The organism is Halalkaliarchaeum sp. AArc-CO (genome assembly GCF_024972735.1).
Classification (GTDB): domain Archaea; phylum Halobacteriota; class Halobacteria; order Halobacteriales; family Haloferacaceae; genus Halalkaliarchaeum.
The window spans coordinates 1,550,759-1,574,431 of record NZ_CP087723.1; the positions used below are offsets into that span (position 1 = coordinate 1,550,759).

28 protein-coding genes are annotated in these 23,673 nt (G+C 65.3%); 16 read left to right on the top strand and 12 right to left on the bottom strand.

What is annotated here, in order from left to right; genetic code table 11:
- Positions 1 to 38: 38 nt before the first annotated feature.
- Positions 39 to 518 (bottom strand): thioredoxin, encoded by a 480-nt coding sequence (trxA, locus tag AArcCO_RS08365; protein WP_259532967.1) that lies wholly within the window; start codon positions 516 to 518, stop codon positions 39 to 41.
- Between the two features lie 177 nt (positions 519 to 695).
- On the opposite strand from trxA, the gene AArcCO_RS08370 reads away from it, so the two are divergent.
- The 4 genes from AArcCO_RS08370 (at position 696) to AArcCO_RS08385 (ending at position 5,347) form a co-directional block, all read left to right on the top strand.
- Positions 696 to 1,286: an ArsR/SmtB family transcription factor gene (locus AArcCO_RS08370; protein WP_259532968.1), complete on the top strand. Its 591-nt coding sequence runs from the start codon at positions 696 to 698 to the stop codon at positions 1,284 to 1,286.
- Between the two features lie 5 nt (positions 1,287 to 1,291).
- Positions 1,292 to 2,578, top strand: coding sequence for a S8 family serine peptidase (locus tag AArcCO_RS08375; RefSeq protein WP_259532969.1), 1,287 nt, complete (start codon positions 1,292 to 1,294; stop codon positions 2,576 to 2,578).
- A gap of 90 nt (positions 2,579 to 2,668) precedes the next feature.
- Positions 2,669 to 5,092, top strand: coding sequence for an ATP-dependent DNA helicase (locus AArcCO_RS08380; RefSeq protein WP_259532970.1), 2,424 nt, complete (start codon positions 2,669 to 2,671; stop codon positions 5,090 to 5,092).
- Between the two features lie 84 nt (positions 5,093 to 5,176).
- Entirely contained in the window at positions 5,177 to 5,347 is a 171-nt protein-coding gene (locus AArcCO_RS08385) for a DUF1059 domain-containing protein (RefSeq protein ID WP_259532971.1), read from the top strand.
- A gap of 26 nt (positions 5,348 to 5,373) precedes the next feature.
- Here AArcCO_RS08385 and AArcCO_RS08390 read toward each other — a convergent pair whose 3' ends face one another.
- Positions 5,374 to 6,342, bottom strand: a complete 969-nt coding sequence (locus tag AArcCO_RS08390) for a CPBP family intramembrane glutamic endopeptidase (RefSeq protein ID WP_259532972.1) — start codon at positions 6,340 to 6,342, stop codon at positions 5,374 to 5,376.
- Between the two features lie 82 nt (positions 6,343 to 6,424).
- Between AArcCO_RS08390 and AArcCO_RS08395 the strand changes: the two genes are divergently transcribed.
- Entirely contained in the window at positions 6,425 to 7,111 is a 687-nt protein-coding gene (locus AArcCO_RS08395; RefSeq protein ID WP_259532973.1) for a 2,5-diamino-6-(ribosylamino)-4(3H)-pyrimidinone 5'-phosphate reductase, read from the top strand.
- Positions 7,112 to 7,115: 4 nt separating this feature from the next.
- On the opposite strand, the gene AArcCO_RS08400 is transcribed toward AArcCO_RS08395, so the two are convergent.
- Positions 7,116 to 8,288, bottom strand: coding sequence for an MFS transporter (locus AArcCO_RS08400; RefSeq protein ID WP_259532974.1), 1,173 nt, complete (start codon positions 8,286 to 8,288; stop codon positions 7,116 to 7,118).
- 113 nt (positions 8,289 to 8,401) lie between these two features.
- Positions 8,402 to 9,586, bottom strand: a complete 1,185-nt coding sequence (locus AArcCO_RS08405; protein WP_259532975.1) for a M24 family metallopeptidase — start codon at positions 9,584 to 9,586, stop codon at positions 8,402 to 8,404.
- Between the two features lie 78 nt (positions 9,587 to 9,664).
- On the opposite strand from AArcCO_RS08405, the gene AArcCO_RS08410 reads away from it, so the two are divergent.
- On the top strand, positions 9,665 to 10,171 hold the full coding sequence (locus AArcCO_RS08410) for a CBS domain-containing protein (RefSeq protein ID WP_259532976.1): 507 nt from the start codon (positions 9,665 to 9,667) through the stop codon (positions 10,169 to 10,171).
- Between the two features lie 23 nt (positions 10,172 to 10,194).
- Here the strand turns inward: AArcCO_RS08410 and AArcCO_RS08415 are convergent, their stop codons facing one another.
- Complete coding sequence (locus tag AArcCO_RS08415; RefSeq protein WP_259532977.1) at positions 10,195 to 11,085, bottom strand: DUF63 family protein; 891 nt, start codon at positions 11,083 to 11,085, stop codon at positions 10,195 to 10,197.
- Positions 11,086 to 11,224: 139 nt separating this feature from the next.
- On the opposite strand from AArcCO_RS08415, the gene deoC reads away from it, so the two are divergent.
- The 5 genes from deoC (at position 11,225) to hisG (ending at position 14,840) form a co-directional block, all read left to right on the top strand.
- Positions 11,225 to 11,863, top strand: a complete 639-nt coding sequence (gene deoC, locus AArcCO_RS08420; protein ID WP_259532978.1) for a deoxyribose-phosphate aldolase — start codon at positions 11,225 to 11,227, stop codon at positions 11,861 to 11,863.
- Positions 11,864 to 11,946: 83 nt separating this feature from the next.
- The gene (locus AArcCO_RS08425; protein WP_259532979.1) at positions 11,947 to 12,081 is read left to right on the top strand and encodes a DUF7128 family protein; all 135 of its coding nucleotides are present in this window, start codon (positions 11,947 to 11,949) and stop codon (positions 12,079 to 12,081) included.
- A 60-nt stretch (positions 12,082 to 12,141) separates the two neighbouring features.
- On the top strand, positions 12,142 to 12,516 hold the full coding sequence (locus AArcCO_RS08430) for a 30S ribosomal protein S8e (RefSeq protein ID WP_259532980.1): 375 nt from the start codon (positions 12,142 to 12,144) through the stop codon (positions 12,514 to 12,516).
- A 119-nt stretch (positions 12,517 to 12,635) separates the two neighbouring features.
- Positions 12,636 to 13,841, top strand: a complete 1,206-nt coding sequence (locus AArcCO_RS08435) for a threonine synthase (RefSeq protein ID WP_259532981.1) — start codon at positions 12,636 to 12,638, stop codon at positions 13,839 to 13,841.
- A 72-nt stretch (positions 13,842 to 13,913) separates the two neighbouring features.
- The gene (hisG, locus tag AArcCO_RS08440; RefSeq protein WP_259532982.1) at positions 13,914 to 14,840 is read left to right on the top strand and encodes an ATP phosphoribosyltransferase; all 927 of its coding nucleotides are present in this window, start codon (positions 13,914 to 13,916) and stop codon (positions 14,838 to 14,840) included.
- 31 nt (positions 14,841 to 14,871) lie between these two features.
- Here the strand turns inward: hisG and AArcCO_RS08445 are convergent, their stop codons facing one another.
- Positions 14,872 to 15,249 carry a DUF7473 family protein gene (locus AArcCO_RS08445; RefSeq protein WP_259532983.1) on the bottom strand — a complete coding sequence of 126 codons (378 nt, stop codon included), beginning with the start codon at positions 15,247 to 15,249 and terminating at the stop codon, positions 14,872 to 14,874.
- 15 nt (positions 15,250 to 15,264) lie between these two features.
- Positions 15,265 to 15,825 carry a TATA-box-binding protein gene (locus AArcCO_RS08450; protein ID WP_259532984.1) on the bottom strand — a complete coding sequence of 187 codons (561 nt, stop codon included), beginning with the start codon at positions 15,823 to 15,825 and terminating at the stop codon, positions 15,265 to 15,267.
- Positions 15,826 to 15,971: 146 nt separating this feature from the next.
- On the opposite strand from AArcCO_RS08450, the gene AArcCO_RS08455 reads away from it, so the two are divergent.
- From AArcCO_RS08455 to AArcCO_RS08465, 3 genes are all read left to right on the top strand, one after another.
- The gene (locus tag AArcCO_RS08455; RefSeq protein ID WP_345780860.1) at positions 15,972 to 17,105 is read left to right on the top strand and encodes a class I SAM-dependent methyltransferase; all 1,134 of its coding nucleotides are present in this window, start codon (positions 15,972 to 15,974) and stop codon (positions 17,103 to 17,105) included.
- A 48-nt stretch (positions 17,106 to 17,153) separates the two neighbouring features.
- Positions 17,154 to 17,399, top strand: a complete 246-nt coding sequence (locus tag AArcCO_RS08460) for a YhbY family RNA-binding protein (protein WP_259532985.1) — start codon at positions 17,154 to 17,156, stop codon at positions 17,397 to 17,399.
- Positions 17,400 to 17,479: 80 nt separating this feature from the next.
- On the top strand, positions 17,480 to 18,352 hold the full coding sequence (locus AArcCO_RS08465) for a mechanosensitive ion channel family protein (RefSeq protein ID WP_345780886.1): 873 nt from the start codon (positions 17,480 to 17,482) through the stop codon (positions 18,350 to 18,352).
- A 5-nt stretch (positions 18,353 to 18,357) separates the two neighbouring features.
- Here AArcCO_RS08465 and AArcCO_RS08470 read toward each other — a convergent pair whose 3' ends face one another.
- Both AArcCO_RS08470 and AArcCO_RS08475 read right to left on the bottom strand, forming a co-directional pair.
- A complete protein-coding gene (locus AArcCO_RS08470; protein ID WP_259532987.1) occupies positions 18,358 to 18,834 on the bottom strand; it encodes a 50S ribosomal protein L11 in 477 nt (158 codons plus the stop codon).
- A gap of 63 nt (positions 18,835 to 18,897) precedes the next feature.
- A complete protein-coding gene (locus AArcCO_RS08475) occupies positions 18,898 to 19,959 on the bottom strand; it encodes a zinc-binding metallopeptidase family protein (RefSeq protein ID WP_259532988.1) in 1,062 nt (353 codons plus the stop codon).
- Positions 19,960 to 20,036: 77 nt separating this feature from the next.
- On the opposite strand from AArcCO_RS08475, the gene AArcCO_RS08480 reads away from it, so the two are divergent.
- A complete protein-coding gene (locus tag AArcCO_RS08480) occupies positions 20,037 to 20,321 on the top strand; it encodes a hypothetical protein (protein WP_259532989.1) in 285 nt (94 codons plus the stop codon).
- Positions 20,322 to 20,399: 78 nt separating this feature from the next.
- A complete protein-coding gene (locus AArcCO_RS08485) occupies positions 20,400 to 21,362 on the top strand; it encodes an Rv3626c family coenzyme F420 biosynthesis-associated protein (RefSeq protein WP_259532990.1) in 963 nt (320 codons plus the stop codon).
- Between the two features lie 40 nt (positions 21,363 to 21,402).
- Here AArcCO_RS08485 and AArcCO_RS08490 read toward each other — a convergent pair whose 3' ends face one another.
- From AArcCO_RS08490 to AArcCO_RS08500, 3 genes are all read right to left on the bottom strand, one after another.
- A complete protein-coding gene (locus AArcCO_RS08490; RefSeq protein ID WP_259532991.1) occupies positions 21,403 to 21,699 on the bottom strand; it encodes a DUF8527 family protein in 297 nt (98 codons plus the stop codon).
- A gap of 72 nt (positions 21,700 to 21,771) precedes the next feature.
- Positions 21,772 to 22,707, bottom strand: a complete 936-nt coding sequence (locus AArcCO_RS08495; protein WP_259536411.1) for a class 1 fructose-bisphosphatase — start codon at positions 22,705 to 22,707, stop codon at positions 21,772 to 21,774.
- Positions 22,708 to 22,715: 8 nt separating this feature from the next.
- Complete coding sequence (locus AArcCO_RS08500) at positions 22,716 to 23,528, bottom strand: class I fructose-bisphosphate aldolase (RefSeq protein ID WP_259532992.1); 813 nt, start codon at positions 23,526 to 23,528, stop codon at positions 22,716 to 22,718.
- Between the last annotated feature and the right edge of the window lie 145 nt (positions 23,529 to 23,673).

The following is a 23,673-nucleotide window of genomic DNA, read 5'->3' on the forward strand; positions in this document are numbered from 1 at the left end:
GAGAAGTAACTCCGGAGTTATAAAAACAATGGCGTCAGTTACCTCGAGACCAGGCGCTTGAGCGCCGCTTCGGACTGGGCACCCATCACCCGCTGTGCGGGTTCCCCGTCGCGGAACAACACGAGCGTCGGAACGCTCCGGACACCGAACTTGCCCGCGAGTCCCTGGTGTCTGTCGATGTCGACCTTCAACACTGCGGCGTCCGTATCGCGTGCGACAGATTTCACCGCCGGCTCCATCATCTTGCAGGGACCGCACCATTCGGCGTGGAAGTCGACGAGAACGGTGTCGTACTGGGAGACGACGGAATCGAACCGTCCGGGGTCGTCCAGTTCGATCGGCTCGTCGGGTGCAGGCGATCCCTCCTGTCGGTCCGCCCCACTCGAATCGGCGCCGTCTGCCCCGTCCGAGGCATCCTCGCCGAGTGTCCCCTGTTCGACTTTCTCGCGAAGTCGCTGCCGTTTCCGCTGTCGAATCTCTGCGAGTTCGTCGTCGGCGTTCCCGTCCATATCGCTCATAACGGTGGATATGGGATCGAGGAGTATAAGAGTGAGTATTGTATTGTAATGTGTCTTTTAAGCACATTTCTCTCCGATCGTCCCGGACGTCCGGATCACCTTAGACGCTTGTTCACGCTCCTGTTCCATGCCGACATGTAACAGAACTATTTTGTCTTCCCGGACATAGGAGAATACATGTCCGGGCTGTTGCCGACGGACTCCGACCCGGAGTTGGTCGACGAGGAGCGCGGGCTCCGGGTCGTTCAACTCGAGGACGCCGACACGGATCGGCTCCTCGGCTCGCTCAGTTCGGAGACTGCCCGGGAACTGTTTGCGTCGCTTCACGAGGAGCCGTCCACCGCTTCCGAGCTATCCGACCGGATCGACACGTCCCTCCAGAACGTCAAACACCACCTCTCGAACCTCCAGGAGGCGGATCTGGTGTACGTAGCGGACACCCGATACTCGAGCAAGGGACGGGAGATGAAGGTGTACGCTCCCAGCGACGACGCCCTGGTGGTGTGTGTGGGAGACTCCTCGAGTCTCCTGGATTCGATTGAGGATCTCGCCGGAGCTGTGATCGCCCTGTTGGTCGGTAGCGTGCTCGTGCAATGGTGGTTTGCGACTGCCGTGCTCGATGAAACCACGCCCGAGTCGCTCCCGCGGGTCGGCGACAGCGTAACGGCCGCAGAGCCCGTGTTCGGATTCCTCCCGCCGGGAGTCGCCTTCTTTGCGGGCGGCCTCGTCGTTCTCGGCGTCTTGCTCGCGTTCCGCCTCTGGAGGTGAGCCGAATGTCGGGAGATCGCTGTGATCGTCTGGACGATCGGACGCTCCGACCGACGGTTCGCGTGGTGGTGGTATCGGCGATCGTACTGGTCGCGGTGCTTGCAGTACCGCCCGCAGAGTACACTCGCACCGACGTCGTCGACGGAACCGACGCGGTCGGCCTCGCTGCCGCCGATCCCGACGAGGACATCCAGGCGGTGCACGACCGTGGCATAACTGGCGAAGGAGTCAAGATCGGGATCGTCGGTTCCTCGTTCGGTTCCTACGGCAACCTGGGACAGGGCGTCGCCGACCGGGCGAGGCTCCACGATTCGGGAACACAGCTGACACGAGATTCCACGAGCGATCACGGTACACAGGTTGCAAGCGTCGTCTCCGGTTCGGCACCGGACGCCGAACTGTATCTCGCTGAGGTCGGCGAGTCTCCGGAAAGCCACACCTACAGGAGTGCGATCGCGTGGCTCGTGGACGCCGACGTCGACGTGATACTCGATGCGGGAAGCTACGCCCCGACCGACAGGGGGACAGCGGCCGTATTCGGCTGGGCCGCCGAGTACACGTCCCAGCAGGACGTCCTGTTCGTCACTTCCGCGGGGAACTACGGCAACAAACACTGGGCCGGGACGGTCGAGGGGTCGGGGTGGATCCCGTTCGATCGGGCGACCGAGGCGAACCAGATCGGCGAGGGGGCGATAGACGGATCGGTGTCGTTGCGGCTCTACTGGGAGTCGGACCACCCGTTCGAACTGTACCTGTTCAAACACCGGTCCGACGCCCGCGACGTCGTCGTCGCCAGCGACACCGACACAGACGGTGCAGTGGGCATCGACGCGACAGTTCCGGAGGGCTCGTATTACGCGGCAGTTCGAACGCCCGAAGAAGTCGCCCCGCCCGAACAGCTCCGACTGTTTTCGCTCCACCAACCCTTGAGCCACAGGGATCCACACGAGAGCGTCCTCGAACCCGCCTCGACCGGGTCCGTCCTCGCGGTCGGTGCAGCGACTCGCGACGAACTGCTGCGGGCAGACAGTTCCCGACACGACTCGATGATCGCCGGGCCAGGAACCGTCGAAACGGCCGGGGGCGAAGTGATCGGAACGTCCGCGGCGGCACCGTACGTGGCAGGCACCGCTGCCCTGGTGAAGTCCGCAGACGACTCGCTGTCCCCGGAGGAAACCCGAGAACTTCTCGTATCGACCGGGGATCGGAACGGAAACACCACCGTCGTGGATCCCACCGACGCCGTCTCGGAAGTCGAACCCGAGGCAGACCTCACGGAACGGGACGGCTGAACGATCCCGTACCGGGAAGAAGTGATCGGAGACCGACCGGAGGGAAGTTGACAACGGTTTTGTTCCCCCGTGTGTATCCACCGATAGCCCGTGTCCGATCGTTCCCAGTCTGCCTCCGACAGTTCGTCCCCCGAGTGGTCGCCGTACTTCGGCTTCGACTCGCCGTACGCCAACCAGGCTGACGCAATCGAACGGATCATCTCGGCCGCAGAAGAGTCGGGGTTCCTGGCCATGGAGGGGCCCTGTGGAACAGGAAAAACGATGGCGGCGCTCACTGCCGCGGGATATCTGATTCGGGAGACCGACCAGTACGAGAACGCGATCGTTGCGACACCCGTGAAACAGCAGCGCCGACAGTTCGTCGAGGACCTCCGAACGATGAACGAAACTCTCGAAGAACCCCTCGCCGGGGTTGCCCTCGTCGGGAAGCGAGATCTCTGTCCGTACGGCCGGGAGGGATCGTTCCCGGAGGGAAAAAGCGTCCAGGACCGGTGTGAGACGCTCCGGGAGACGACCGCGGAACTCGTCTCCGAAGACAGTCGCCTCGAAGTGAACGAGCGATACGTCTCCACTGGAGACGGGCGTGACTCGCGGCCGTCGGGCGAGGACGAGCAGTGGTGGGATCCGGCGAAGGCGAGGGCACTCGTCGACGCCACACAGCTGGACCCCGACGCCAGCAGTTCCCCGTTGCGGACTGCCGGCCGATCGGCGCCGTACCCGCCAACGCAGCCGGCAACACCCTCGGAACTGCTCGACTCTGGGGACGGGCGCCTCTACTGCCCGTTCGAAGCCGACTGGTATGCCCGTGACAAGGGCTCGCCGGTGACGTTCGACTCGGGGGACTGCGGTGTCGTCACCAGCGAGGAGTTCCTCCCCGACTCGGTCGGTGCCGGCGTCTGTCCCCACCGGGCGATGATGGTGCTCGTAGACAACGCCGACGTCGTGATCGGGAACTACAACCACCTGTTCGACTCGGCAAGCCGGGCGATCGTCGATCCCGTGGTCGACGAGCGGACCCTGGTGATCCTCGACGAGGCTCACCGTCTCGAGGGACGCGTTCGGGGGCTGCTCACCGACACGGTCGGCTACGCGACGATCAAACAGGCGCGACGGGACCTCGGCGTACTGCTGGAACGCGTTCGACAGACCGGCCGCGGCGCCGAAACGATCGAGGAGCATCTCGCTTACAACGACGTCGAAATCGAACACGTCGACGAGGCCAGAGAGTTTTACGGCGAAGTCCTGGAGTGGCTCGAACGACGAGTCGACGAGGAACTCCGGGATCGGTTCGACGGCTACGCAGCCGGATTCGCGTGGGAATCGCTTCCCGACGAAACGCTCGAAATCGAGCTTCGAAACCCGGCCGAACCCGAACCCGACGAGTTCACCCGCTGGGCCGAAACGAGCGGCTACGACGGTGGCGCCTTCCGACGGCTGAGCGCCGTCGGCGCCGCAGTCGAGAACGCGCTGGAGGCGTCCGGGATCGACCGGGAGACCGTCTGTACAGCTGTCGGCGCCCTGTTCGGACAGTGGTGGGAGCGGGACCACACGGAGTATTTCAGGGAGATCGAACTGGAACGCACCGACTTCGACCGTCGCAACGTGGAGAGACCCTGGCAGCGGGAGTACAACGCCTCGCTAGTCATGTACAACTGCATGCCCTCCGACCGGATCAAGGGCGTCTTCGAGGAGTTCGGCGGCGGCGTGCTGATGAGCGCGACGCTTGCGCCGCTTTCGATCTTCGAGGAGGTGTCCGGGCTCGAGGCGCTCGAACGCGACGGTGACCCGCCGCGGACGGTTTCCTCGCGAACTTACGAGCTACCGTTTCCCGAGACCAACCGCGCGAGCTGGATCGTCGACGTCGAACCGTTCACGAAGCGAAACCGTGGCGAACCCAGAATCGACAACCGGAACGCGACCCGGGAGCGATACGCCTACGTCGCCCGCCTGATCGCAGAGAGCCACGGCAACGTGATGCTCTGCTGGCCCAACTACGCCGAGGCGGCGTGGGCTGCAGGGCGGCTCGAAGAGGAGATCGACAAACAGGTGTTGCTGGATCAGTCTACGGGCCACGAGAAGACCCGGGAGCTGAAACGGGAGTTCGTCGGCGGCGACTCGTCGGTGCTCGTCACGAGCACTCGCGGGACGCTCACGGAGGGTGTCGACTACGAGGGAGACGACCTGCACACGTGTGCAGTGTTCGGGGTTCCGCTCGTGAACATCGGTTCCCCCCGGGTGCAGGCAGTCGAGCGTGCCTACAGCGCCCGGTTCGGCGAGGGGAACGCCTTCGAGTACGCGCTCACGATCCCGGCGGTCCGCCAGGTTCGCCAGGCGCTGGGTCGCGTGATCCGCGGCCCCGAGGAGCGTGGCGTCCGGATCGTCGTCGGCAACCGGTACGTATCCGGGGCGATCCACTCCGTTCACGACTTCTTCCCGGAAACAGAACGACGGGAGTTCGTCGGGATGAAACCGGAGTTTCTCCCCTCGCAGTTCCGGAAGTTCTGGGAAGAGTAACCGAACTTAAAACTATCGCGTACAACACCGGTGGCTGGCGAGCGAGCTACACCTTTGACACGTCCGACTGTACGAAAAGACGCAATGACACTCCGACTCGACTGCCCAGTCGACGGCTGTGACGGTGTTTGTCAGGGAGACAGCGAGGACACAGTAATGGAACAGGCGGCCGAACACGTCGAGGCCGCGCATCCGGAACTCGAACTCGACGAGGAAACGGTCGAACAGCTCAAAGCCGACATCGTGGAGGCGTGAGCGAGTCAGAACCCGGGCTCGGGCGATCAGTCTTCGGCGGCGTGCCGGAGGCCGGGTTCGACGATCGACTCGTGGACATCCACTGTTTCTTTGCGACGTCGAACCCACAGAACGGTCGCCGCGATCCCCGCGACGACGGCGAGGAACCCGAGCAGTCCGGCCTCGGGCCCGAACCCGCCGCCGGTTACCCAGTCGGGACCGACCGGATCGAGCGCGACCACCGCGACGGGTAGCTCGAGGCCGCTGACCCCGAGTCCGAACACCGGTCCCTGAAAGAAGTTCCAGGTAACGTGGATCCCGATCGGGATCCCGAGCTCTCCCGTGAGGACGTATCCCAGCGCAAGGAGGACGCCGGCAAGCGAGATGACCACCGCCGAAGCGACAGAGGCACCCGGGTTCGCGAGGTGAGCGACGCCGAAAATCCCCGATGAGACCACCACAGCGAACCCGACCGCAGCACGCGTTCCGAGGGCCCTCAGCCCCTCCGCGAGGTTGGTGAGTAGCCACCCTCGCGCGAGCAGTTCCTCGACGACGCCCACCGAGACGAACAGCACAAGTGCGAGCACCACCCCGGCGAGGATGGACCCGTCGGCGACGAACACTCCGTCCACCGCGTACCAGCCGGCGAGCAGGCCGACGAGGGCGATCCCGGACTGGAGCCCGGCTCCGAGAACGAGTCCGAACCCGAGATCCACCCACCACTCGCGATCGATCCGGAGCCCGTAATCGCTGGGCACCCGACGGTCGACGTATCGCGCCCCGACCCACAGTGCCGCCGCCGTCGCGGGGACCGAAAGCAGCGAGCCGATTGCGAGGATGGTGAACTCGTCGAACGCGGTCGGATCGATTCCGGCAGCCCCCGCGACCGCGACCGCCGCGATCCCGAAAAGCAGTGTGAAAACAACGAACACGAAACTCGAAGCGAGCAGCCGCCAGGGCGTTCGGGCGCGACGTTCGTCGTCGTTCCACAGAACTGTTCGGATCGTCCGTTTCACGCGAGGGACTACCGGTTGCGGTCACAAAACGCTGTCCGAGAACTTCCGTCGCCTTTTCAAGGGACCCTCGCCAGAAACCGGTATGGACGTCGTCGTCAACGCGGCAACGAGCGTCGACGGGAAGCTCTCGACGCGCCGTCGCGAACAGCTGCCGATCTCCGGTCCCGAGGACTTTGATCGCGTAGATCGGCTCCGGGCTGCAGCCGATGCGATCGCGGTTGGCGTCGGGACCGTGCTCGCCGACGATCCGAACCTCGGCGTCAAGGAGGAGCAGCGGCGAGTCACCCGGCTCCAGAACGGACGTCCGGCCCATCCCGCTCGGGTCGTCGTCGATACCCGGGCACGAACGCCGCCGGACGCGGAGCTGTTCGACGGGGAAGCGACCGTCTACGTACTCGTCGGCGAGGGCGCTCCCGGGGACCGTCTCGAGGCGCTCCGGGGGGCAGGCGCGACCGTTCTGGTTGCGGGCACCGACGACGGCCGGGTCGATCTCCCGACGGCCTTCGAGGCGCTGTCGGCGGAGGGAATCGACCGGCTGATGGTCGAGGGTGGCGGCGAACTGGTCTACTCGCTTTTCGAGGCTGGTCTGGTCGACGAACTGTCCGTGTACGTCGGCTCGTTCGTGATCGGCGGCCGGAACGCCCCGACGCTCGCTGACGGGGACGGGTTCATCGAGGCGTTTCCCGAACTCGATCTCGTCGGCGTCGATCGGCTCGACGACGGTGTTCTCCTGTCGTACGAGGTCGGCGAAATTTTCCCACGAGAGTGACGGCTCACACGCCGAGTTTGAAGAGCCGGTTTACAAGCAACGCCAGAAGACCGACCGCCATCACGCCCGCGAGCAACCCGAACGCGACGTCCCACCCGGCCAGGTCAGCGAGCAGTCCGACGACGACCGAACCGGACGCCCCGAGGATCATGTAGACAGTCCGAACCAGCCCGAACCCAGCCCCCCGTTCGTCCCGGCTCAGATGATCCATGAACCGCGACTGCACCGGCGCTCCCCACGACATCGCCACACCGACCAGCAGCACGGCGCCCATCCAGGCGACTGCCGAGTCGCTCACGACCAGGAGCGAAAATCCGAACACGCCCAGCGCCATGGTGAGCGTCGCCGCAGAATCGCGATCGAAGCGATCAGACAGTGCGCCAGTGAGCGGCTGTGTCGCACCGTGGATCAGGAAGTACGCCGAGAAAAAGAGGCTCGCCATCGCCGGCGACAGTCCGTGATGGCCCTCGAAGAACGCCGGGAGAAACGAGGCTGTCGCCTGCCAGGTAAAGGCGCCGAGCACTGCAAGAAGCGTCGTGTAGGCGATCTCCGGGCGACGGAGCAGTTCCACGACGGGACCGAGTTCGAACCGTTCGCGAACCGGTTGTTCCGGGCGTTCCGGCGGCGAGGGCTCGATGCGCCACCAGAACACGACGAACACGGGGAGTGCGACGGCGGCACCCAAAAGGAGTGCGACGCGCCAGCCGTACCGGGCACCCAGGGCCGCGGCGACCGGTGGTGCCAGAAGCCCCGCCACTGGACCTCCGGAGACGTGGACGCCGATCGCGCGACCGATGTCGTCGAACTGCTTCGTGATAAACGTCGTCGCGACGGAATAATGCAGCCCCGCACCGGCACCGAGCACGATTGCAAACAGTGTGAACGCAACGGCATTGGGCGACAGCGCCAAAAGCAGGCTGGCGACCGCAGTCAACCCGACGGCCGCCAGAATGACCCGCCGCTCCCCGAACTTGTCGCCGAATACGCCGCTGGGGAACTGCGAGAGCGCGTAGGCAGCCCACATTCCCGACAGCGCCACCCCCACGAGCGTGTTCGACAGCCCGAGATCCGCACGCACGATCGGTACGACCGGACTGATCGCAAGTCTGGCGACCATCGTGGCTGCGAACGCGAGCGTACACAGCGCGAGAACGGTGTAGCCGTATCGCCAGCGCACAGGCGCCTTTGGATACCCCAGTAGAAGCGGTTTGCGAAACCGGCCCCTGTTGTGGGTGTTGTGATATCCGGGGCGCTCAGTGGCCGCTTACCCGAGGATCAATACGTGACCGATCACTCGACGACGAGTTCGATCGGATACTCTGTCAAGTTCTCGTAGCCGTCCTCGGTGACGACGACGATGTCCTCGATCCGGACGCCCCCGTGTGCGGGGTCGTACAGCCCAGGTTCGACCGTGATCACGTGGCCGGCCTCGAGTTCGCCTCCGCTGGGCGACAGGGACGGCGACTCGTGGACGTCGAGCCCGACGCCGTGACCCGTCGAGTGGATGAATCCGGTTTCCGTCTCGGGATCCGAACGGAGCGTCGGCTCGCCTGCGGTTTCGTACACCTCGCAGGCCGCCCCGTGGACCTCCGCGCCGGTCGCACCCGGTTCGACCGCGTCCAGTGCGGCTTCGAGTGCCTCCCGCGTGAGATCGTACCACTCCCGGATCGTCTCTGACGGCTGGCCTTTCGAGAACGTGCGAGTCATGTCCGAGTGGTACCCCGTCGCCTTCGACTTCGGGAAGATGTCGACGATGATCGGTTCGCCCGCCGAAAGCGGCCCGGAGCCGCGGTCGTGTGGGTCGGCGGCCCCGCTCCCGCAGGCGACGATCGTCTCGTCGAGCGAACAGCCGTGACGCAGCAGAGTGATCTCGATCTCGGATCTGACCTCTTCGCTCGTGAGTGGTTCGCCCTCCGAGACCAGCGTCCCGGTTTCGTCGACGTCGGCCGCCGCGATCAGCCCCTCGGCAGTCCGCATGGCCGCCTCGTTGGCCCGCTGTGCGTCCCGGACGTGGTCTATCTCCTCGTCGGTTTTGACTGCCCGCATCCCGCCGATCGTGTCGTCGTCGTCCACGACGAGTTCGACGCCACGCTCCCGGAGCTGTTCGGCCGAGCCGAGCGGGAACGATGACGGAACCGCAACCGTGAGTTCGGACGCCTCGGCGTCCGCGACCCGGGAGAGGAACGAGACGTACATGTCGTACCGTGCCTCCCGATCGCCGTACTCGAAGCCGAAGTCGGCGTGTCGAAACACTCGACCGGCGCGGGACTCCTTTTTTGCTCGGCCGTACTCAAGTCCAGAGACCAGAAGCTGCGTTTCGCTTTTGTCCGCGACGTAGGTCGTCACGAACGGGTCGGAGGCGTCGAATCCGGAGAGATACAGCTGGTTCGCGTCGTCGCTGTCGGCCTCGATGAGATAGGCGTGGGCGTCCTCCGCCGAAAGGTGTGCGTCGAGCTGGGCCAGATTGGGTCGCATACACGCAGATGGCGTCGGGAACCACAAAGCGGTTTGCCTCCCGGAAGGCCTACGTCCCCGCCGCGCCTCGGGTCGGGTATGTACGCTCGCGATCTCATGACGACCGACGTGCAGACGGTCTCGCCGGACGACGACGTCGCCGACGTGCTCGGCCGGCTGGCGAAAGCGAGTTTCAACGGGTTCCCCGTCGTCGACGACGACGGCGTCGTCGTGGGAATCGTCACGCAGACGGACCTCGTAAGCCTTTTTCAGACCAAGGATCGGACGCTGTGGATTCCGGTGGGCTTTCCGCCGTTCGTCGACATGCTGACGTACGCGGTCGACGTCTCCTGGGACGAGATAGACCTCGGCGTCGACCTCCTGCGAAACGCGGACAAGCCGGTCTCTGCAGTGATGACGGAGGAGGTGATCACGGTCGGTCCCGGGACGGAGCTTGCCGAGATCGTCGACCTCCTCGCGGACGATCAGCGGGACATCAACCGGCTCCCGGTGGTCGGCGAGGACGGCAAGCTCGTCGGGATCGTGGCCAGACAGGACGTCCTCCGGGCGCTGCGGGACGAGCGCGTTTTCGAAGACAAAGTGTGAACGTCACCGGAGCCGTGACCGGATCAAACGCCGGCGACGGCGAAAAGCAGGAGGTTGTGTACTCCAGGCCCCAGGCCGACGGCGGCGACGAGGCCCAACAGGAGGGACGCCTCCGCAGGCGACTCCCGTACGAAGTCGTCGAAGAGAGCGACGACCAGCCCGGCGACGGCCAGTTTCACGAGTACGAACAGCCAGCCGGAGCCGATAAGCGACGCCGTGGGGAGCGCCGCACCGACCTCGAGGATCAGCTGTGACAGCGGCGTCCGCTCGCCGAACCCGAGCACGTCGACGCCGATGGCCGTCGAGACCCCATCGAGCGCGTGACCGAACACCACCAGCACGCCGACCGCGCCGGAGCGTTTCGCGCCGGGGGCGATCCGAACCAGTACGAGCCAGGCGACGGCAGTCACCGGGAGCGTCAAGAGTGCGGCAATCGCCGGCCAGACCGGCTGTAGCGTTCCGGCCGCGGCGCCGACGGCGAGGGTTGCGCCGGCGGCCGCGAGGAGCGCGGCGAATCCGGACGCTCCGATGACGATCGGAACCACCGCGTTACCGCCACCGAACGCGACGCCCGAACGATCCAGTTCGACGCCCACGAGCCAGAAGCCGCCAGCTATCGCACCGACCGAGAGATACACGGAGGGCGTTCCCGCAAGCGGCGCGATCGCCGGCGGGAGGGTGCCGAGGACGTACAGCACGTGCAGCGCCGACCCGACGGCCATCCACGGCGCAAACGCCACCACGACGGCCGCCTCGACGGCGGGGCGTCGAACGTACAGCCCGTAGCCGACCAACCCGAGTGCAACCACGAGCCCGACCAGATACGGGAGCGGGGGCAACGTGAACCCCTCCGGGAGCAGCAACTGTCCCGGATACGTCGTCGAATGGATCGTCGCGATCACGACCGGCTGCATACCCGTGTAGCTGTGTGGTCGCCCCGAAAACGTTGCGTTCTCGATCGACAACGGCGGCGACGCGAGGGAGTCATGCGGGAGTACTGCCTCTCTCTGGTCGATCCATACGTCTTTCACCCGTCGAGTCGATGCCCCACGTATGGACCGAACGGAACTCGCCCCGAAAGTCGATCACACGGTACTGGGCCCGACGACCACCGTCGACGACGTCGAGCGCGTCCTCGCAGAAGCCGAGGAGTACGGGATGAACGCCTGCGTTCCGCCGAGTTACGTTCCGGAGGCCCAGGAAATCGCTCCGTCGGTGACCCTCGCAACGGTGATCGGGTTTCCCCACGGTCACCACGTGACGGACGTGAAACGGGAGGAGGCCGTCCGCGCCTGGAAGGACGGGGCCGACGAGCTGGATCTCGTGGCGAACGTGGGCCGTCTGAAGTCCGGACACCTGGAAGCGGTCAAAAACGACATTGCGGAAGTCGTCGCCGCCGTCCCGGTTCCTGTAAAGGTGATAATCGAAGCGCCGCTGCTCACCGACGCGGAGAAACACCGCGCAGCAGACGCCGTTCGGGACGCCGACGCAGCGATGGTAAAAACCGCGACGGGGTTCGCGGAAGGGGGAGCGACACTCGCGGACGTCGAGCTGCTTTCGGAGTACCTTCCGGTGAAGGCAAGCGGAGGGATCGGAACCTACGACAGGGCGCTTGAGATGCTCGAGGCAGGGGCCGAACGGATCGGTGCCTCCTCGGGCGTCGAGATCGTCACGGGCGCCCCCGGGGAGTGACGGAATCGCCGCCGAGGCTCAACCGACGGCCGACCGGTCGACAGGGCGAATTGTTTTGGCCCCCGACGACGAACCATCGTGTAATGGTCACCACCACACAGCGCGACGACATGACGTGGTATCAATGCGAGAAGTGTGGCCTGCTGTTCGACGAGCGTGCGGACGCCGAAAAACACGAGGAGAACTGCGACGCCGAGGAGCCATCGTATCTCCAGTGATCGGGTCCTCGGCGATTCCGCTTCGAGAGGTTCAAGTAGCCGCTCGCCGTTCACGCGGATATGAAAGATCAGGGACGCTCGAAGCGGAAACGCACGGGCGGACGACTCAAGACGTTCCGAAACAAGAAGCGCTACCAGCTCGGCCGCGAACCCGCCGAAACGACCGTCGGGGAACAGCGTCTCCAGTACATCGACTCCCGGGGAACCGGGATGAAGGTCCGCGCGCTGTCGACGGACGTCGCGCAGGTCGCGACGTCGGACGGCGAAACGGTTACCGCCGAAATCGAGGACGTCGTCGAGAACCCGTCCAACGTCAACTACGTTCGCCGGAACATCATCACGAAGGGCGCGATCATCCAGACCAGCGAGGGACGTGCCCGGGTCACCTCCCGTCCCGGACAGACCGGGCAGGTCAACGCCGTTCTCCTCGACTGATCGAATATCCGCGACGCGTACTCGTCGACGCGGGGTACCGACCGAACCGACGGTGAGCGATAGGGGAGTCGGTTGCCGGCTCCCACAGCTCATTACGCGCCCGGCAAAACGGTTCGTCCATGCGAACGACCGACGCGTTCGTCGGCCTCGTGTGTCTCGACTGTGGGACGCAGTTCGATCCCGAAACCACGACCCACCGCTGCCCCGAATGCGATGGGATCCTCGACCCTCGGTACGACCTCGAGGCGGTCGAACTCGCGCCCGACACGCTTTCCGACCGGCGGGATGATTCGATGTATCGGTACGCGGAGCTACTCCCGTTTCCACCCGAGACCGCAGTCAGCCTGGGCGAGGGAACGACGCCGCTTGTCGAGTGTCCCTCCCTCGCGGACGCGATGGGCGTCGGTCGGGTGCTGATAAAAGACGAGGGGCAGAACCCGACGGGAACGTTCAAGGACCGCGGCCAGTCGCTCGCGGTGACCGCCGCGCGCGAGCACGGCGCCGACGCGATCGCGCTCAACTCGGCGGGCAACGCCGGTCAGGCGGCGGCCGCCTACGCCGCCCGTGCGGGGATGGACGCACACGTGTTCCTCCCGGAGCGGGCCGGATTCGTCCAGAAGGCGATGGTGGAGATTCACGGCGGGAAGCTGCACGTCGCCGATCCGATCGATGGAGACTCAGAGATCGGCGACGCAGGGGAGGCGTACGCGGCAGCGATGGACGAAGATAACTGGTACTCGACGAAGACGTTCGTGACGCCGTACCGCCACGAGGGGAAAAAGACGATGGCGCTCGAAATCCTCGAGGAGCTCGACTGGGAACGTCCGGACGCGGTCGTCTACCCGACCGGAGGTGGCGTCGGACTCGTCGGTATGCACAAGGCCGCCAGAGAGCTTCGCGACCTCGGCTGGATCGACGATCTGCCGCCGCTGTACGCTGCCCAGGCGAGCGGCTGCGCCCCGCTCGTCGACGCGTACGAAGCCGGGCGCGAGGAACACGAACTAGTCGAGGATGTGGACACGGTCTGTAACGGGATCGCGATCCCCGATCCCGGCGCGAGCCGACAGATCCTGGCTGCGATCCGCGAAAGCGACGGCGGTGCAGTGTCGACAGACGACGCGGAGATCCTCGAGGCGGCAATCGAGGTCGCCCGGACGGAGGGTGTCGAGATCGGGGCGACCTGTGCCGCCGCCGCGAGCGGGGCGTTCGAGCTGGCAAATCGGGGAGAGTTCGGAGACGACGACACCGTCGTCCTGTTGAACACCGGCGCCGGGAACAAGGACGCCGCGACGCTGCGATCACAGCTCGGCGACCGGTCGCCGTAGCGTGCACAGACCGTGTCGAGATCGGCGAGGCCGACGCGAAAAGGTTTCCTGCTCGCTCCGAGTGGTATCGGTATGCGCATCGCGGTGCCCAACAAGGGCCGCCTACACGAGCCGACGATGGAACTGCTGGAGCGGGCGGGGCTCCACGTCGAACGAACGGCCGACCGACAGCTGTACGCGCACACGGTCGATCCCGAGGTGACGGTACTGTTCGCCCGGGCGGCGGACATCCCCGAGTACGTCCGTGACGGGGCCGCAGACCTGGGTGTTACCGGCCTCGATCAGGCCCACGAATCTGGGCCAGTAGTGGAGGCCGTCGACGACAGCTCCCGGGCTGGCGCCCGGGGCGGGGACGGCGACAGGCCCGCACTCGTCGATCTGGTCGATCTGGGCTACGGACGCTGTCGGCTGGTGCTTGCCGCCCCCGAAGAGGGCGACATCACCGACGTCGACGACGTCGACGGACGCACCGTCGCCACCGAGTTTCCGAACGTCACCCGGTCGTTCTTCGAGTCGCGGGGCCTCTCTCCCGACATCGTCGAGGTGACAGGCGCAACGGAGCTCACCCCGCACGTCGAGATGGCCGACGCGATCGTCGACATCACCTCCACCGGGACGACCCTGCAGGTGAACCGACTCGCCGTGATCGCGGAGGTCCTCGAGAGTTCCGTCCGGCTGTTCGCGAGGGAGGACGTCCTCGACGATCCGAAGGTAACGCAGATCGCAACCGCGTTCGAGTCGGTCGTCGCCGCCGAAGGGAAGCGATATCTGATGATGAACGCCCCCACAAGTCGGCTCAAGGAGGTCAAAGACGTCATCCCCGGAATGGGCGGCCCGACGGTGATGGACATCGCCGGCGAGAACGGGGAAGACGAATCCGGTCAGGTTGCCGTCCACGCCGTCGTCGACGAACGGCGCGTGTTCGAGGTGATTACAGACCTCAAAGCGGTCGGCGCGAGCGACATCCTCGTTACAGAAATCGAACGGCTCGTCGAGTGAGGCGACGGATCGACCCCCACAGCCGTTCCGTTCAGCCGGGAAACGTCCCGAGAAGGATCAACAGGCCGAACAGGACGGTTCCGAGCAGGATCGTTACCACGACGTGGATGAGGGTGATGTACGCGGAGAGCCTCGCTGACTCCCCGTACAGGTAGTGAATCGCCGCGCCGTCGAGCAGGAGCGCGACGGCGATCGCCGGGAGGGAAGGGAGGTCGAGCGCCCCGGAGACGACGGCGACGGCCGCAGGGAACGGCCCGACACCCAGTGCTTTTATAACTGAGACGTCGCCGAGAACGTTTCTGGCAGCCAGGAACGCAGTAAGGGAAAGAAACGCCGCCAGCAGTCCGAAGGTACCGGCAACCGCGAGCGGAGAAACGCCGGTCTGGACGACATAACCGAGAGGGACCATCGAGGGCGACGACGCTCAGCCGAGCAGGCCGAGTTCCTCGAGTCGTTCGGTAATGACGTCGACCGCGGCCTCGGCGTCGGCAGGCTCCTTGCCGCCGGTTATCACGAGTTTGCCGGAGCCGAAAAGCAGCGCAACGACTTCGGGCTCCTCGAGGCGATAGACCAGTCCCGGGAACTGTTCGGGCTCGTACTCGATGTTCTCGAGCCCGAGTCCGATCGCGATCGCGTTGAGGTTGAGGCTCGTCCCCAGATCGGCGCTCGTGACGATGTTCTGGACGGTGATTTCGGGCTCCTCGTCGACGGGGATTTCCAGTTCGCGGAGCTTGTCGAAGACGATGTTGAGGCTCTCGTGGACGTCCGCAGTCGACTTCGCTCCCGTACAGACGATCTTCCCCGACCGGAAGATCAGCGCGGCCGACTTGGGATTCTGTGTCCGGTAGACCAGCCCGGGGAACTGTTCGGGGTCGTAGTCGGCGCCCTCGAGGTCCATGGCGACGCTCTGGAGGTCGAGCTCCTGGCCGATGCCCGTGGAGGCGACGACGTTCTCAATGTTGATCGTATCCTTGGGATTGGTCATTCGTCACTTAAACCGTAGTATTTAAGCTTTAAAAAGATTGGTTACTCGTCCCGGCAGCCGAAATCGACGTTCTCCCCCGCTGGGTCGCCGGTTCGACCGTCGGGAAAACCGCCATGCTCTTGCGGTCGCGTGACAGAGCGAGGCACGTGTACGGGCTGGAACTCGCCGGAGAACAGGACGCCTTCGCGGTGTACGAGGCGAAAAGCGCCGCCGCCGGGGTCGAGCTGGTGGCGCCGGGGTTGGCGACCGCCGGATCGATAACCGACCGCGTCGAAACGCTCGCGTACACCCGACGCGCGATCGAGTTGCTCGGACGGACGGACGCCGACGTCGAGAGCGCCCGGGCGCTGTTGCGGGCGGCACCGATCGAACGCGAGGGAACGGTCGCGGTGCGTGCCCGCGACGTGAGGGGATCCTCCGGGATCTCCACACAGCGGGCACAGCGGGAGCTGGGGAGCGTGCTCGTCGACCGCGGGTTCGCCGTCGATCTCGAGGAGCCGGATCACGTGCTTTACGTCCTCTTTTCGTCGGGGGAGGTCGAGGCCGACGAAATCGCGCTCGGGCGGGTCCCCGACGTCGTCGGGGATTCACTCGACGTCTGTCTCGTCGGCTGGCTGGCGGCCGAATCGACGCGGGACTTCACCGAACGGAAGCCGACTGACAGGCCGTTCTTCCAGCCGGGGAGTATGGCCCCGATCGACGCCCGGGCGTACGTCAACGTCGCCGGCGCGGGCCCCGGACGGTTCGTGGTGGACCCGATGTGTGGAACCGGCGGATTGCTGATCGAAGGCGGACTCGTGGGGGCTCGCGTGCTGGGGGTGGACGTCCAGGAGAAGATGGTTCGCGGCACGAAGCGGAACCTCGAATCGTATCTTTCGGATTCCGCGTCGTCGACCACCTCGGTCGAGTTCGGCGTCGTCCGGGGTGACGCGACGGCGCTGCCACTGTGTGATTCCGACGACACCGGCACCCAGACCGGCACCCAGACCGACACCGACACCGTCGATGCGGTCGTCTTCGACGCCCCGTACGGCAGGCAGTCGAAGATCGCCCGCCACGAACTCGCCGAACTCGTCGAGGGGGCACTCGCGGAGGCGAAACGCGTCTGTCGTTCGGACGGCCGAACCGTCCTCGTCGCGGATCGATCGTGGCGCGAGGCCGCGATCTCCGCCGGCTGGGAGGTCGATGCCGTGTTTTGCCGTCCGGTCCATCGATCCCTCGACCGGTACGTGCACGTACTGACGGGGGCCGCCGAACCGGGACGGGAAAACTCGCCGTAGTCGACCGGATTCTCAAGTTTCAAACCGCCACGGCCCGACGACCGTTCCATGAGCGACCGAGAACTCCGGAAGGAAGCACACGATCTCGACGTGACCGTCTGGGTCGGGAAAAGCGGTATCGACGCTGTCGTGGACGAACTCGCCGACCAACTCGAAGACAGGAAGCTAGTGAAGGTGAAGTTCCTCAGGGCGGCCCGCGGCGGGACGACCACCGAACAGCTCGCAGAAGAGCTCGCAGCCGCCGTCGACGCCGAACTGATCGAGACCCGCGGCAACACGGCGGTGTATCACTGATGAGCTGTTCGGTTGCGGTGACCGCAGTCGGAGCGGACGCGCTGTTCGAGCCGGTGATTGCGACGGAACCGGCGGTGCCGTTGCAGATCGAACCGCTCCAGAACGTGCTCGCGGAGTACGTCGGCGAGGATCTCGCGGGGACGCTCACCAGTGCAGGGGTGTTTCTGGTCGTCCTGTTCGCCTTTTACGTCCTGGACAAGACGGTCGTCAGCCCGCTTTTCGAACGGCTGTTCGAACGCCGGGAGCTGGAACCACACGCCAGAAGTCCGTTGAGCAAGATCGTCTCGATCGTCGTCCTGTTCGTCGGGATCAGCGTCGCGTTCGGGTTTGCGGGCTACGGTAACTTTCTGCAGTCGCTGGCCACGATCGCCGCCGCAGCCACCCTCGCTGTCGGCTTCGCGTTGCAAAACGTCATCCGGAACTTCGTGGCGGGCGTGTTCATCTTCACTGACAAGCCGTTCAAGATCGGCGACTGGATCATCTGGGGGGACAACGACGGCGTCGTCGAGGACATCTCGTTTCGGGTGACCCGCGTCCGGACGTTCGACAACGAGCTGCTCACCGTCCCCAACTCGGAGCTGACCGACAACGTGATCAAAAACCCCGTCGCGAAGGAGACGCTCCGTCTCAAGTTCGTGTTCGGCATCGACTACGAGGACGACATCGATCACGCGACGGAGCTCATCCTCGAGGAAGCCTCCGACCATCCGGACATCCTGGAAGAGCCGGCCCCCTCCGTTCGGCTCACGGAGCTTGCAGACTCGGCGGTCGGGCTCCAGGCCCGCGTGTGGATCGCGAACCCGTCCCGATCCGACTTCGTCAGGACCCGTGGCGAGTTCGCCACGAACGTGAAAAAGCGGTTCGACGCGGAGGACATCACGATCCCGTTCCCCCAGCGCACCGTTTCCGGACGCGGGGCGTGGGAACAGCCCACCTCCCTGTCGGACGAGTAGCCGGTCTACTCGGCGAGAACGTCGTCGTACTCGCCGGCGTCGACGCGGTCGTCGAAGGTGCGGGCGTCCTCCCCCTCGATGGTGACACCGAGGGTGACGCAGGTGCCGCCGATCTCCTTGGCGGCGTTTTTCAGGTCGTACGACAGCAGGTCCGACTGCTTCTGCTCGGCGATCTTTTTGACCTGTTCGATCGAGAGGTCCGCGACGAAGTCGGACTGCGGCTCGCCGGAGCCGGTCTCGAAGCCCGCCTCGTCTTTGATCAGCTCTGCGGTCGGCGGGACGCCGACGTCGATCGTGAACGAGCCGTCGTCCTCGTACTCGACGGTAACCGGCACCTCCATTCCGTCGAACGCGGCGGTCTGTTCGTTGATCTCCTCTACGACGGCCTGCACGTCCACCGGCGTCGGCCCCAGTTCGGGACCGAGCGGCGGGCCCGGCGTGGCCTGCCCGCCAGGGACGAGCGCCTGGATAGTTCCAGCCATACGTGTGTGAACCCGTCGCCGACTTTTAACGGTTGTTTTTTGCGCGCACCGAGTCAGCGGGTGTCAGACGTCCACGACGAACTCGCCTGCGTCGCCAGCTGCCTCTGCGATCCTGCCGAGAAGCGTCGCGACAGCCGTGAGGTCCTCCGTGTCGACTACCTCGACGGGCGTGTGCATGTACCGGTTCGGAACGCTCACGGTGAGCGACGGGATCCCGCCACGGCTGGTGAAGAACGCGTCGGCGTCGGTTCCGGTTCGGATCCCCGCCGCCTGGAGCTGGACGTCGAGGTCGATCTCCGCTGCGGCCTCCCGTGTGAGATCTACGAGCACTGGATGGTTCGCGCTTCCCCTGCCGACGACCGGCCCGCCCCCCAGCTCCACCGGCCCCTCCTGTTTCGCGGGGACGCCGGGCGAGTCGGTCGCGTGGGTGACGTCGACTGCGACGGCGGCCTCCGGTGCGAGATCGAACCCGACCATTCTCGCCCCGTTGAGCCCGAGCTCTTCTTGAACCGTCGACACTGCATACACTGTCGCGTCGACGTCCGCCTCGACCGCGCGGCGCAGTCCTTCGGCGACGGCCCACGTCCCGACGCGGTTGTCCATGCCGCGTGCAGCCACCCGGCCGGCGTGAAGCTCCGAGACGGTCGTGGAAACCGTCACGGGGTCGCCCACCTCGACGAGCTCGCGGGCGGCTTCGGCGTCGCTTGCGCCGATGTCGACGTGCTGTTCTTCGAGTTCGTCGTACTCTTCCTCGCCGACGTCGCGCAGGTGGATCGCCGTCTGTCCGATCACGCCCGGGACGGGCTCGTCTGCGTGGATCGTCACGTGTTGCCCTTTCGAGACGGTCCGATCCGCACCGCCGATCGGGGCGATGCGCAGGAATCCCTCGTCGGTGACGTCCCGAACGATGTACCCGACCTCGTCGGCGTGGCCCACGAACGCGATCTCGTGGGCGCCCTCGCTCCCCTCGTGGACTGCAACCGCATTACCGTAGGCGTCAGTTCGGACCTCGTCGGCGAATTCGCGGACGTACTCACACCAGACTCGTTGTCCGGCCGCTTCGAATCCCGACGGACTCGGTGTCGTCAGAAGGTCCTCCAGGAACTCTCGTCGTCTCTCGTGCATACCCGGAAAGGGGGGCGACGGGCAAAAGAATCCCGTGCCTTTCGTTTTATCAGTGTGCCCGCCGTAGTTCACACGCAATGACAGGAAAGAAGTTCACACTTCTGGAGCTCCACGTCCACGACGGCGTCCAGCTAACAGTCGGCGAGACTATCGGTCTCGGCGAGGAGAGGAACCACGATGGTGAGGGTCCAGCGGTCGAATCGAGCCACGACCACGGCGATCATAGCCACAGCCATGCGGGGCGAAACGCGGTCTTTCTGATACTGGGGCTCCTCGTCGGCGTAACTGTGGCGGTCGCAGCGCGGCGGGTGCTGGGATCGGACCTGGAAGCGGCCAAAGAACTCGACGCCGTGACGGACTGACCGGCCCGTTTACCGATCGGGACTGTCGTCGGTCGATCCCGGCACAAGCGATTTGCGTCCCCGTCCCCGAAAGGGCGTATGGATCTGTATCGCAGCGTTCGCGCGGTGACTACAGCGTCGGGCGACGGTGCGGTCGACTGGGACGGCGTTCGCGAGGCGGCAAAGGCCGGAACCAGACCGGGATCGCTGGACCTGTCGCCCGCCGAACGCGACGGCTACGCGGCCGACGTTCGGGCCGCCCGCGACCGACTACGGTCGGTGTCGGACACGGAGTTCGACGTTCCGGATCGACTCACCGTCCAGAACAGACACCACTGGATCGACGCGAACGTCGACACGTTCCGCCGAGTGATGGAGCCGATCGAGGCCGAGGTAGAGACGCTGTTCCCGAACGCCTCCCGCGTGGCGAACACGGGGACGATGGCGTTTACCCTCGGCTTTCTCGCCCGTCACGTGCTCGGGCAGTACGATCCGCTGCTTTTGGCCGACGACCCCGAGGAACACGGGCTGTATTTCGTGCATCCGAACATCCTGCGGGTGGCAGACGAGCTCGACGTCGACTACGAGCGGTTCCGACGATGGATCGTCTTTCACGAGGTTGCACACGCCGCGGAGTTCGGCGCCGCCCCCTGGCTGCCGGGCTACCTCGAATCGCGGCTCGAATCCGGCGTCAGAACGCTCTCGCAGGGCGGGATAGACCGCGAGGCGTTCGTCGAACTCGACGCCGCGATGACCGCAGTCGAGGGGTACGCCGAGCTGCTCATGGATCGGGCGTTCGACGAGGAGTACGCCGACCTCAGGGAGAAGGTGGACGAACGCCGGAACACGGGGGGTGGTCCGATCGGTCAGCTGGTTCGGCGGCTGCTCGGCCTGGGCCTCAAGCGACGTCAGTACGAGCGAGGGACGCGATTCTTCGAAACCATCGCCGACGATCGAGGGCTCGCTGCAGCCGGCGTCGTCTGGGAACGCCCGGAGAACTTGCCGACGGACGCAGAGCTGGACCGACCGGAGCTGTGGCTCCGCCGCGTCGATCCCGTCTGAAGTCGACACTCCCTACGGACCCATCTGCACCCATCGGCGGCTATCCCGGACGCATCGCTCGAAGGTTCCGTAGCAGGAACCACAGCAGAACGGTCCCCGCGACAGCGCCGCCCGCCAGCGCACCGAGCAACTGGGTCGGGGTCGGATCGAGCTGGAACGCCATCAATCCCATCGAGGCGGAGACCAGTCCGACGAATCCGATCTTGAGTCTGACGTTCGCTGCGGTGCGTTCCTCCTTCGAGAGGCTCGGACCGACCATCAGCAGTTCCACTCCGCCATCCGGCCTGGGCGCCGTGATCGTCCCGGTAATCTCGCGTCGGTTCCGCGGTTCATGCACACCTACAGGGGACCGATGCGCTTGAAAATGGCGGGATCGCTGGGTCGGTTCGGACACACGAACGGGGCCGAACTACGGCTCCGAGAGATAGCCTTCGAGCCGTTCGATGAGTTCCGCGTTGCCGAGGTGAACGGGTGTCCGTTCGTGGAGCTCCGTCGGCTCGGCGTCGAGGATCGACCCGGCCCCGTCGGAGGACCGACCGCCCGCGGCTTCGACGACGTACGCCATCGGGTTGGCCTCGAACTGGAGGCGGAGCTTCCCCTCCGGTCGATCCTGCAGGGCGGGATACGAGAAGATCCCGCCGTAGGTGAGAACCTGGTTCACGTCGCCGACCATCGCGCCACCGTATCGGAGCTTGAGCTCCCGTTCGATCTGTTCGGCGTACGCCACAAACTCCGGAGTCCAGTCGGGAACCCGACCCCCGAAGCCGTACACGACCGGGTCGTCCGGAAGCGCGAGCTCCGGCGTGACGATCCGCCGATCGACCCCGCTGTCGCCCGAACCGGGAGCCACGACCTCCTCCCTGACGACCCCGCCGTGGGCGACGACCATCGTCGTGATCGGACCGTAAAGCAGGTAGCCGGCGGCGACGAGCTCGCGTCCTGCTGCGGGAAGCGGCGCGTCGTAGACGCCGACGATCGTTCCCATCGCGTTGTTCGACCGAAGGTTCGAGGAGCCGTCGAGAGGGTCGACCGCCACCGCAACGCCGTCCGGATCTGCAGCGGAGACGTTCCCGTCGGATGCGTCTACTTTCGATTCGCGCTCCTCGCTCACGTAGCTGGCTACGCCGTCGATCGAACCGAGCCGCTCGCGGAGCAGCTGGTCGGCGTGCGCGTCAGCGGCGAGTTGAGTTTCCCCGGAGGGGTTCTCCTCGTCGATCGCCCTGCGACGTCCCGGGAGTCCAGCGCGGATTTCGGTGGCAGTTTCGGCCACAACGTCGAACACGCGCTCGACCGTCGCTGCGTGAACGCTTTCGGGTGCCGATTCCCTCCCTGCCTCGCTGTCCATCTCCACCATCAGTCGTCCGCAGGGGCGAGCGCCGCCCGTTCGAGCGCCTCGTCGACGGTTGTCTCCTCGTAGATAACCGCCTCCAGCGCGTCGAGGATCTCGATCGGGTTCTCCCGCTGGAACACGTTGCGACCGACAGCGAGGCCGTCCGCGCCGGCGTCCATCGACGACTTCACCGTCTCCAGGAACGCCCGATCGTCGGTTTTGGAGCCGCCCGACATGATCACTTTCATCTCACCGGCCATCTCGCAGGCCTGGGCCATCGCCTCCGGTGAGCCGGGATACTTGATCTTGGCGACGTCGGCACCCAACTCGAGTCCGAGGCGACTCGCATACGAGATCACGCCGGGTTTCGTGTCGTTTTTGACCCCTTGTCCGCGCGGATACGACCACATCACGACGCCCATGTCGCGCTCGCGGGCGGCCTCCTGCAGTTCGCAAAACTCCTCTGCCATCTCGACTTCGTGGTTCGAGCCGCCATAGAGGGTAAATCCGACCGCCTCGGCGCCGAGTTCCTCGGCGTACTCGACCGAGCAGTTCACCGCCGAGTCGTGTTCACCCATCCAGAGATTCGACGTGCCGTTCACCTTCAAAAGCAACGAGACGTCGTCTTCGAAGGACGGGTAGTACGCTTCGGCGATTCCTTTCTGTACCGCGATCGCGCTCACGGCGTCGTGGGTTGCGTACTCGAAGACGGTCGCTGGATCGGCCGTCTCCGGTACCGGATCGAAGTCGACCGGGCCGTGTTCGAGCCCGTGGTCGTACGCCAACACGAGGACCTTGCCGTCGCGAGCGATTCCCGAATCTGCTCCTGGTAGCATCGGTTCGAAATCAGGTAATAAGATACATAAAATTATTGGTCATCGATTCGAGGAGGACTTTCGGATAGACAGTCATTAACGGACGTTAGACGGCTCATAAACCCGATATCGAGTAAAGAATATGAATACAACTCGTGTAGTTAAT

Excerpts from the sequence above, each read along its gene's own strand:
- trxA (WP_259532967.1), bottom strand. The coding sequence starts at position 518 with ATGAGCGATATGGACGGGAACGCCGACGACGAACTCGCAGAGATTCGA.
- AArcCO_RS08370 (WP_259532968.1), top strand. The coding sequence starts at position 696 with ATGTCCGGGCTGTTGCCGACGGACTCCGACCCGGAGTTGGTCGACGAG.
- AArcCO_RS08375 (WP_259532969.1), top strand. The coding sequence starts at position 1,292 with ATGTCGGGAGATCGCTGTGATCGTCTGGACGATCGGACGCTCCGACCG.
- AArcCO_RS08385 (WP_259532971.1), top strand. The coding sequence starts at position 5,177 with ATGACACTCCGACTCGACTGCCCAGTCGACGGCTGTGACGGTGTTTGT.
- AArcCO_RS08395 (WP_259532973.1), top strand. The coding sequence starts at position 6,425 with ATGGACGTCGTCGTCAACGCGGCAACGAGCGTCGACGGGAAGCTCTCG.
- AArcCO_RS08405 (WP_259532975.1), bottom strand. The coding sequence starts at position 9,586 with ATGCGACCCAATCTGGCCCAGCTCGACGCACACCTTTCGGCGGAGGAC.
- AArcCO_RS08410 (WP_259532976.1), top strand. The coding sequence starts at position 9,665 with ATGTACGCTCGCGATCTCATGACGACCGACGTGCAGACGGTCTCGCCG.
- AArcCO_RS08415 (WP_259532977.1), bottom strand. The coding sequence starts at position 11,085 with ATGCAGCCGGTCGTGATCGCGACGATCCATTCGACGACGTATCCGGGA.
- deoC (WP_259532978.1), top strand. The coding sequence starts at position 11,225 with ATGGACCGAACGGAACTCGCCCCGAAAGTCGATCACACGGTACTGGGC.
- AArcCO_RS08425 (WP_259532979.1), top strand. The coding sequence starts at position 11,947 with ATGGTCACCACCACACAGCGCGACGACATGACGTGGTATCAATGCGAG.
- AArcCO_RS08430 (WP_259532980.1), top strand. The coding sequence starts at position 12,142 with ATGAAAGATCAGGGACGCTCGAAGCGGAAACGCACGGGCGGACGACTC.
- AArcCO_RS08435 (WP_259532981.1), top strand. The coding sequence starts at position 12,636 with ATGCGAACGACCGACGCGTTCGTCGGCCTCGTGTGTCTCGACTGTGGG.
- hisG (WP_259532982.1), top strand. The coding sequence starts at position 13,914 with ATGCGCATCGCGGTGCCCAACAAGGGCCGCCTACACGAGCCGACGATG.
- AArcCO_RS08445 (WP_259532983.1), bottom strand. The coding sequence starts at position 15,249 with ATGGTCCCTCTCGGTTATGTCGTCCAGACCGGCGTTTCTCCGCTCGCG.
- AArcCO_RS08450 (WP_259532984.1), bottom strand. The coding sequence starts at position 15,825 with ATGACCAATCCCAAGGATACGATCAACATTGAGAACGTCGTCGCCTCC.
- AArcCO_RS08460 (WP_259532985.1), top strand. The coding sequence starts at position 17,154 with ATGAGCGACCGAGAACTCCGGAAGGAAGCACACGATCTCGACGTGACC.
- AArcCO_RS08470 (WP_259532987.1), bottom strand. The coding sequence starts at position 18,834 with ATGGCTGGAACTATCCAGGCGCTCGTCCCTGGCGGGCAGGCCACGCCG.
- AArcCO_RS08475 (WP_259532988.1), bottom strand. The coding sequence starts at position 19,959 with ATGCACGAGAGACGACGAGAGTTCCTGGAGGACCTTCTGACGACACCG.
- AArcCO_RS08480 (WP_259532989.1), top strand. The coding sequence starts at position 20,037 with ATGACAGGAAAGAAGTTCACACTTCTGGAGCTCCACGTCCACGACGGC.
- AArcCO_RS08485 (WP_259532990.1), top strand. The coding sequence starts at position 20,400 with ATGGATCTGTATCGCAGCGTTCGCGCGGTGACTACAGCGTCGGGCGAC.
- AArcCO_RS08495 (WP_259536411.1), bottom strand. The coding sequence starts at position 22,707 with ATGGACAGCGAGGCAGGGAGGGAATCGGCACCCGAAAGCGTTCACGCA.
- AArcCO_RS08500 (WP_259532992.1), bottom strand. The coding sequence starts at position 23,528 with ATGCTACCAGGAGCAGATTCGGGAATCGCTCGCGACGGCAAGGTCCTC.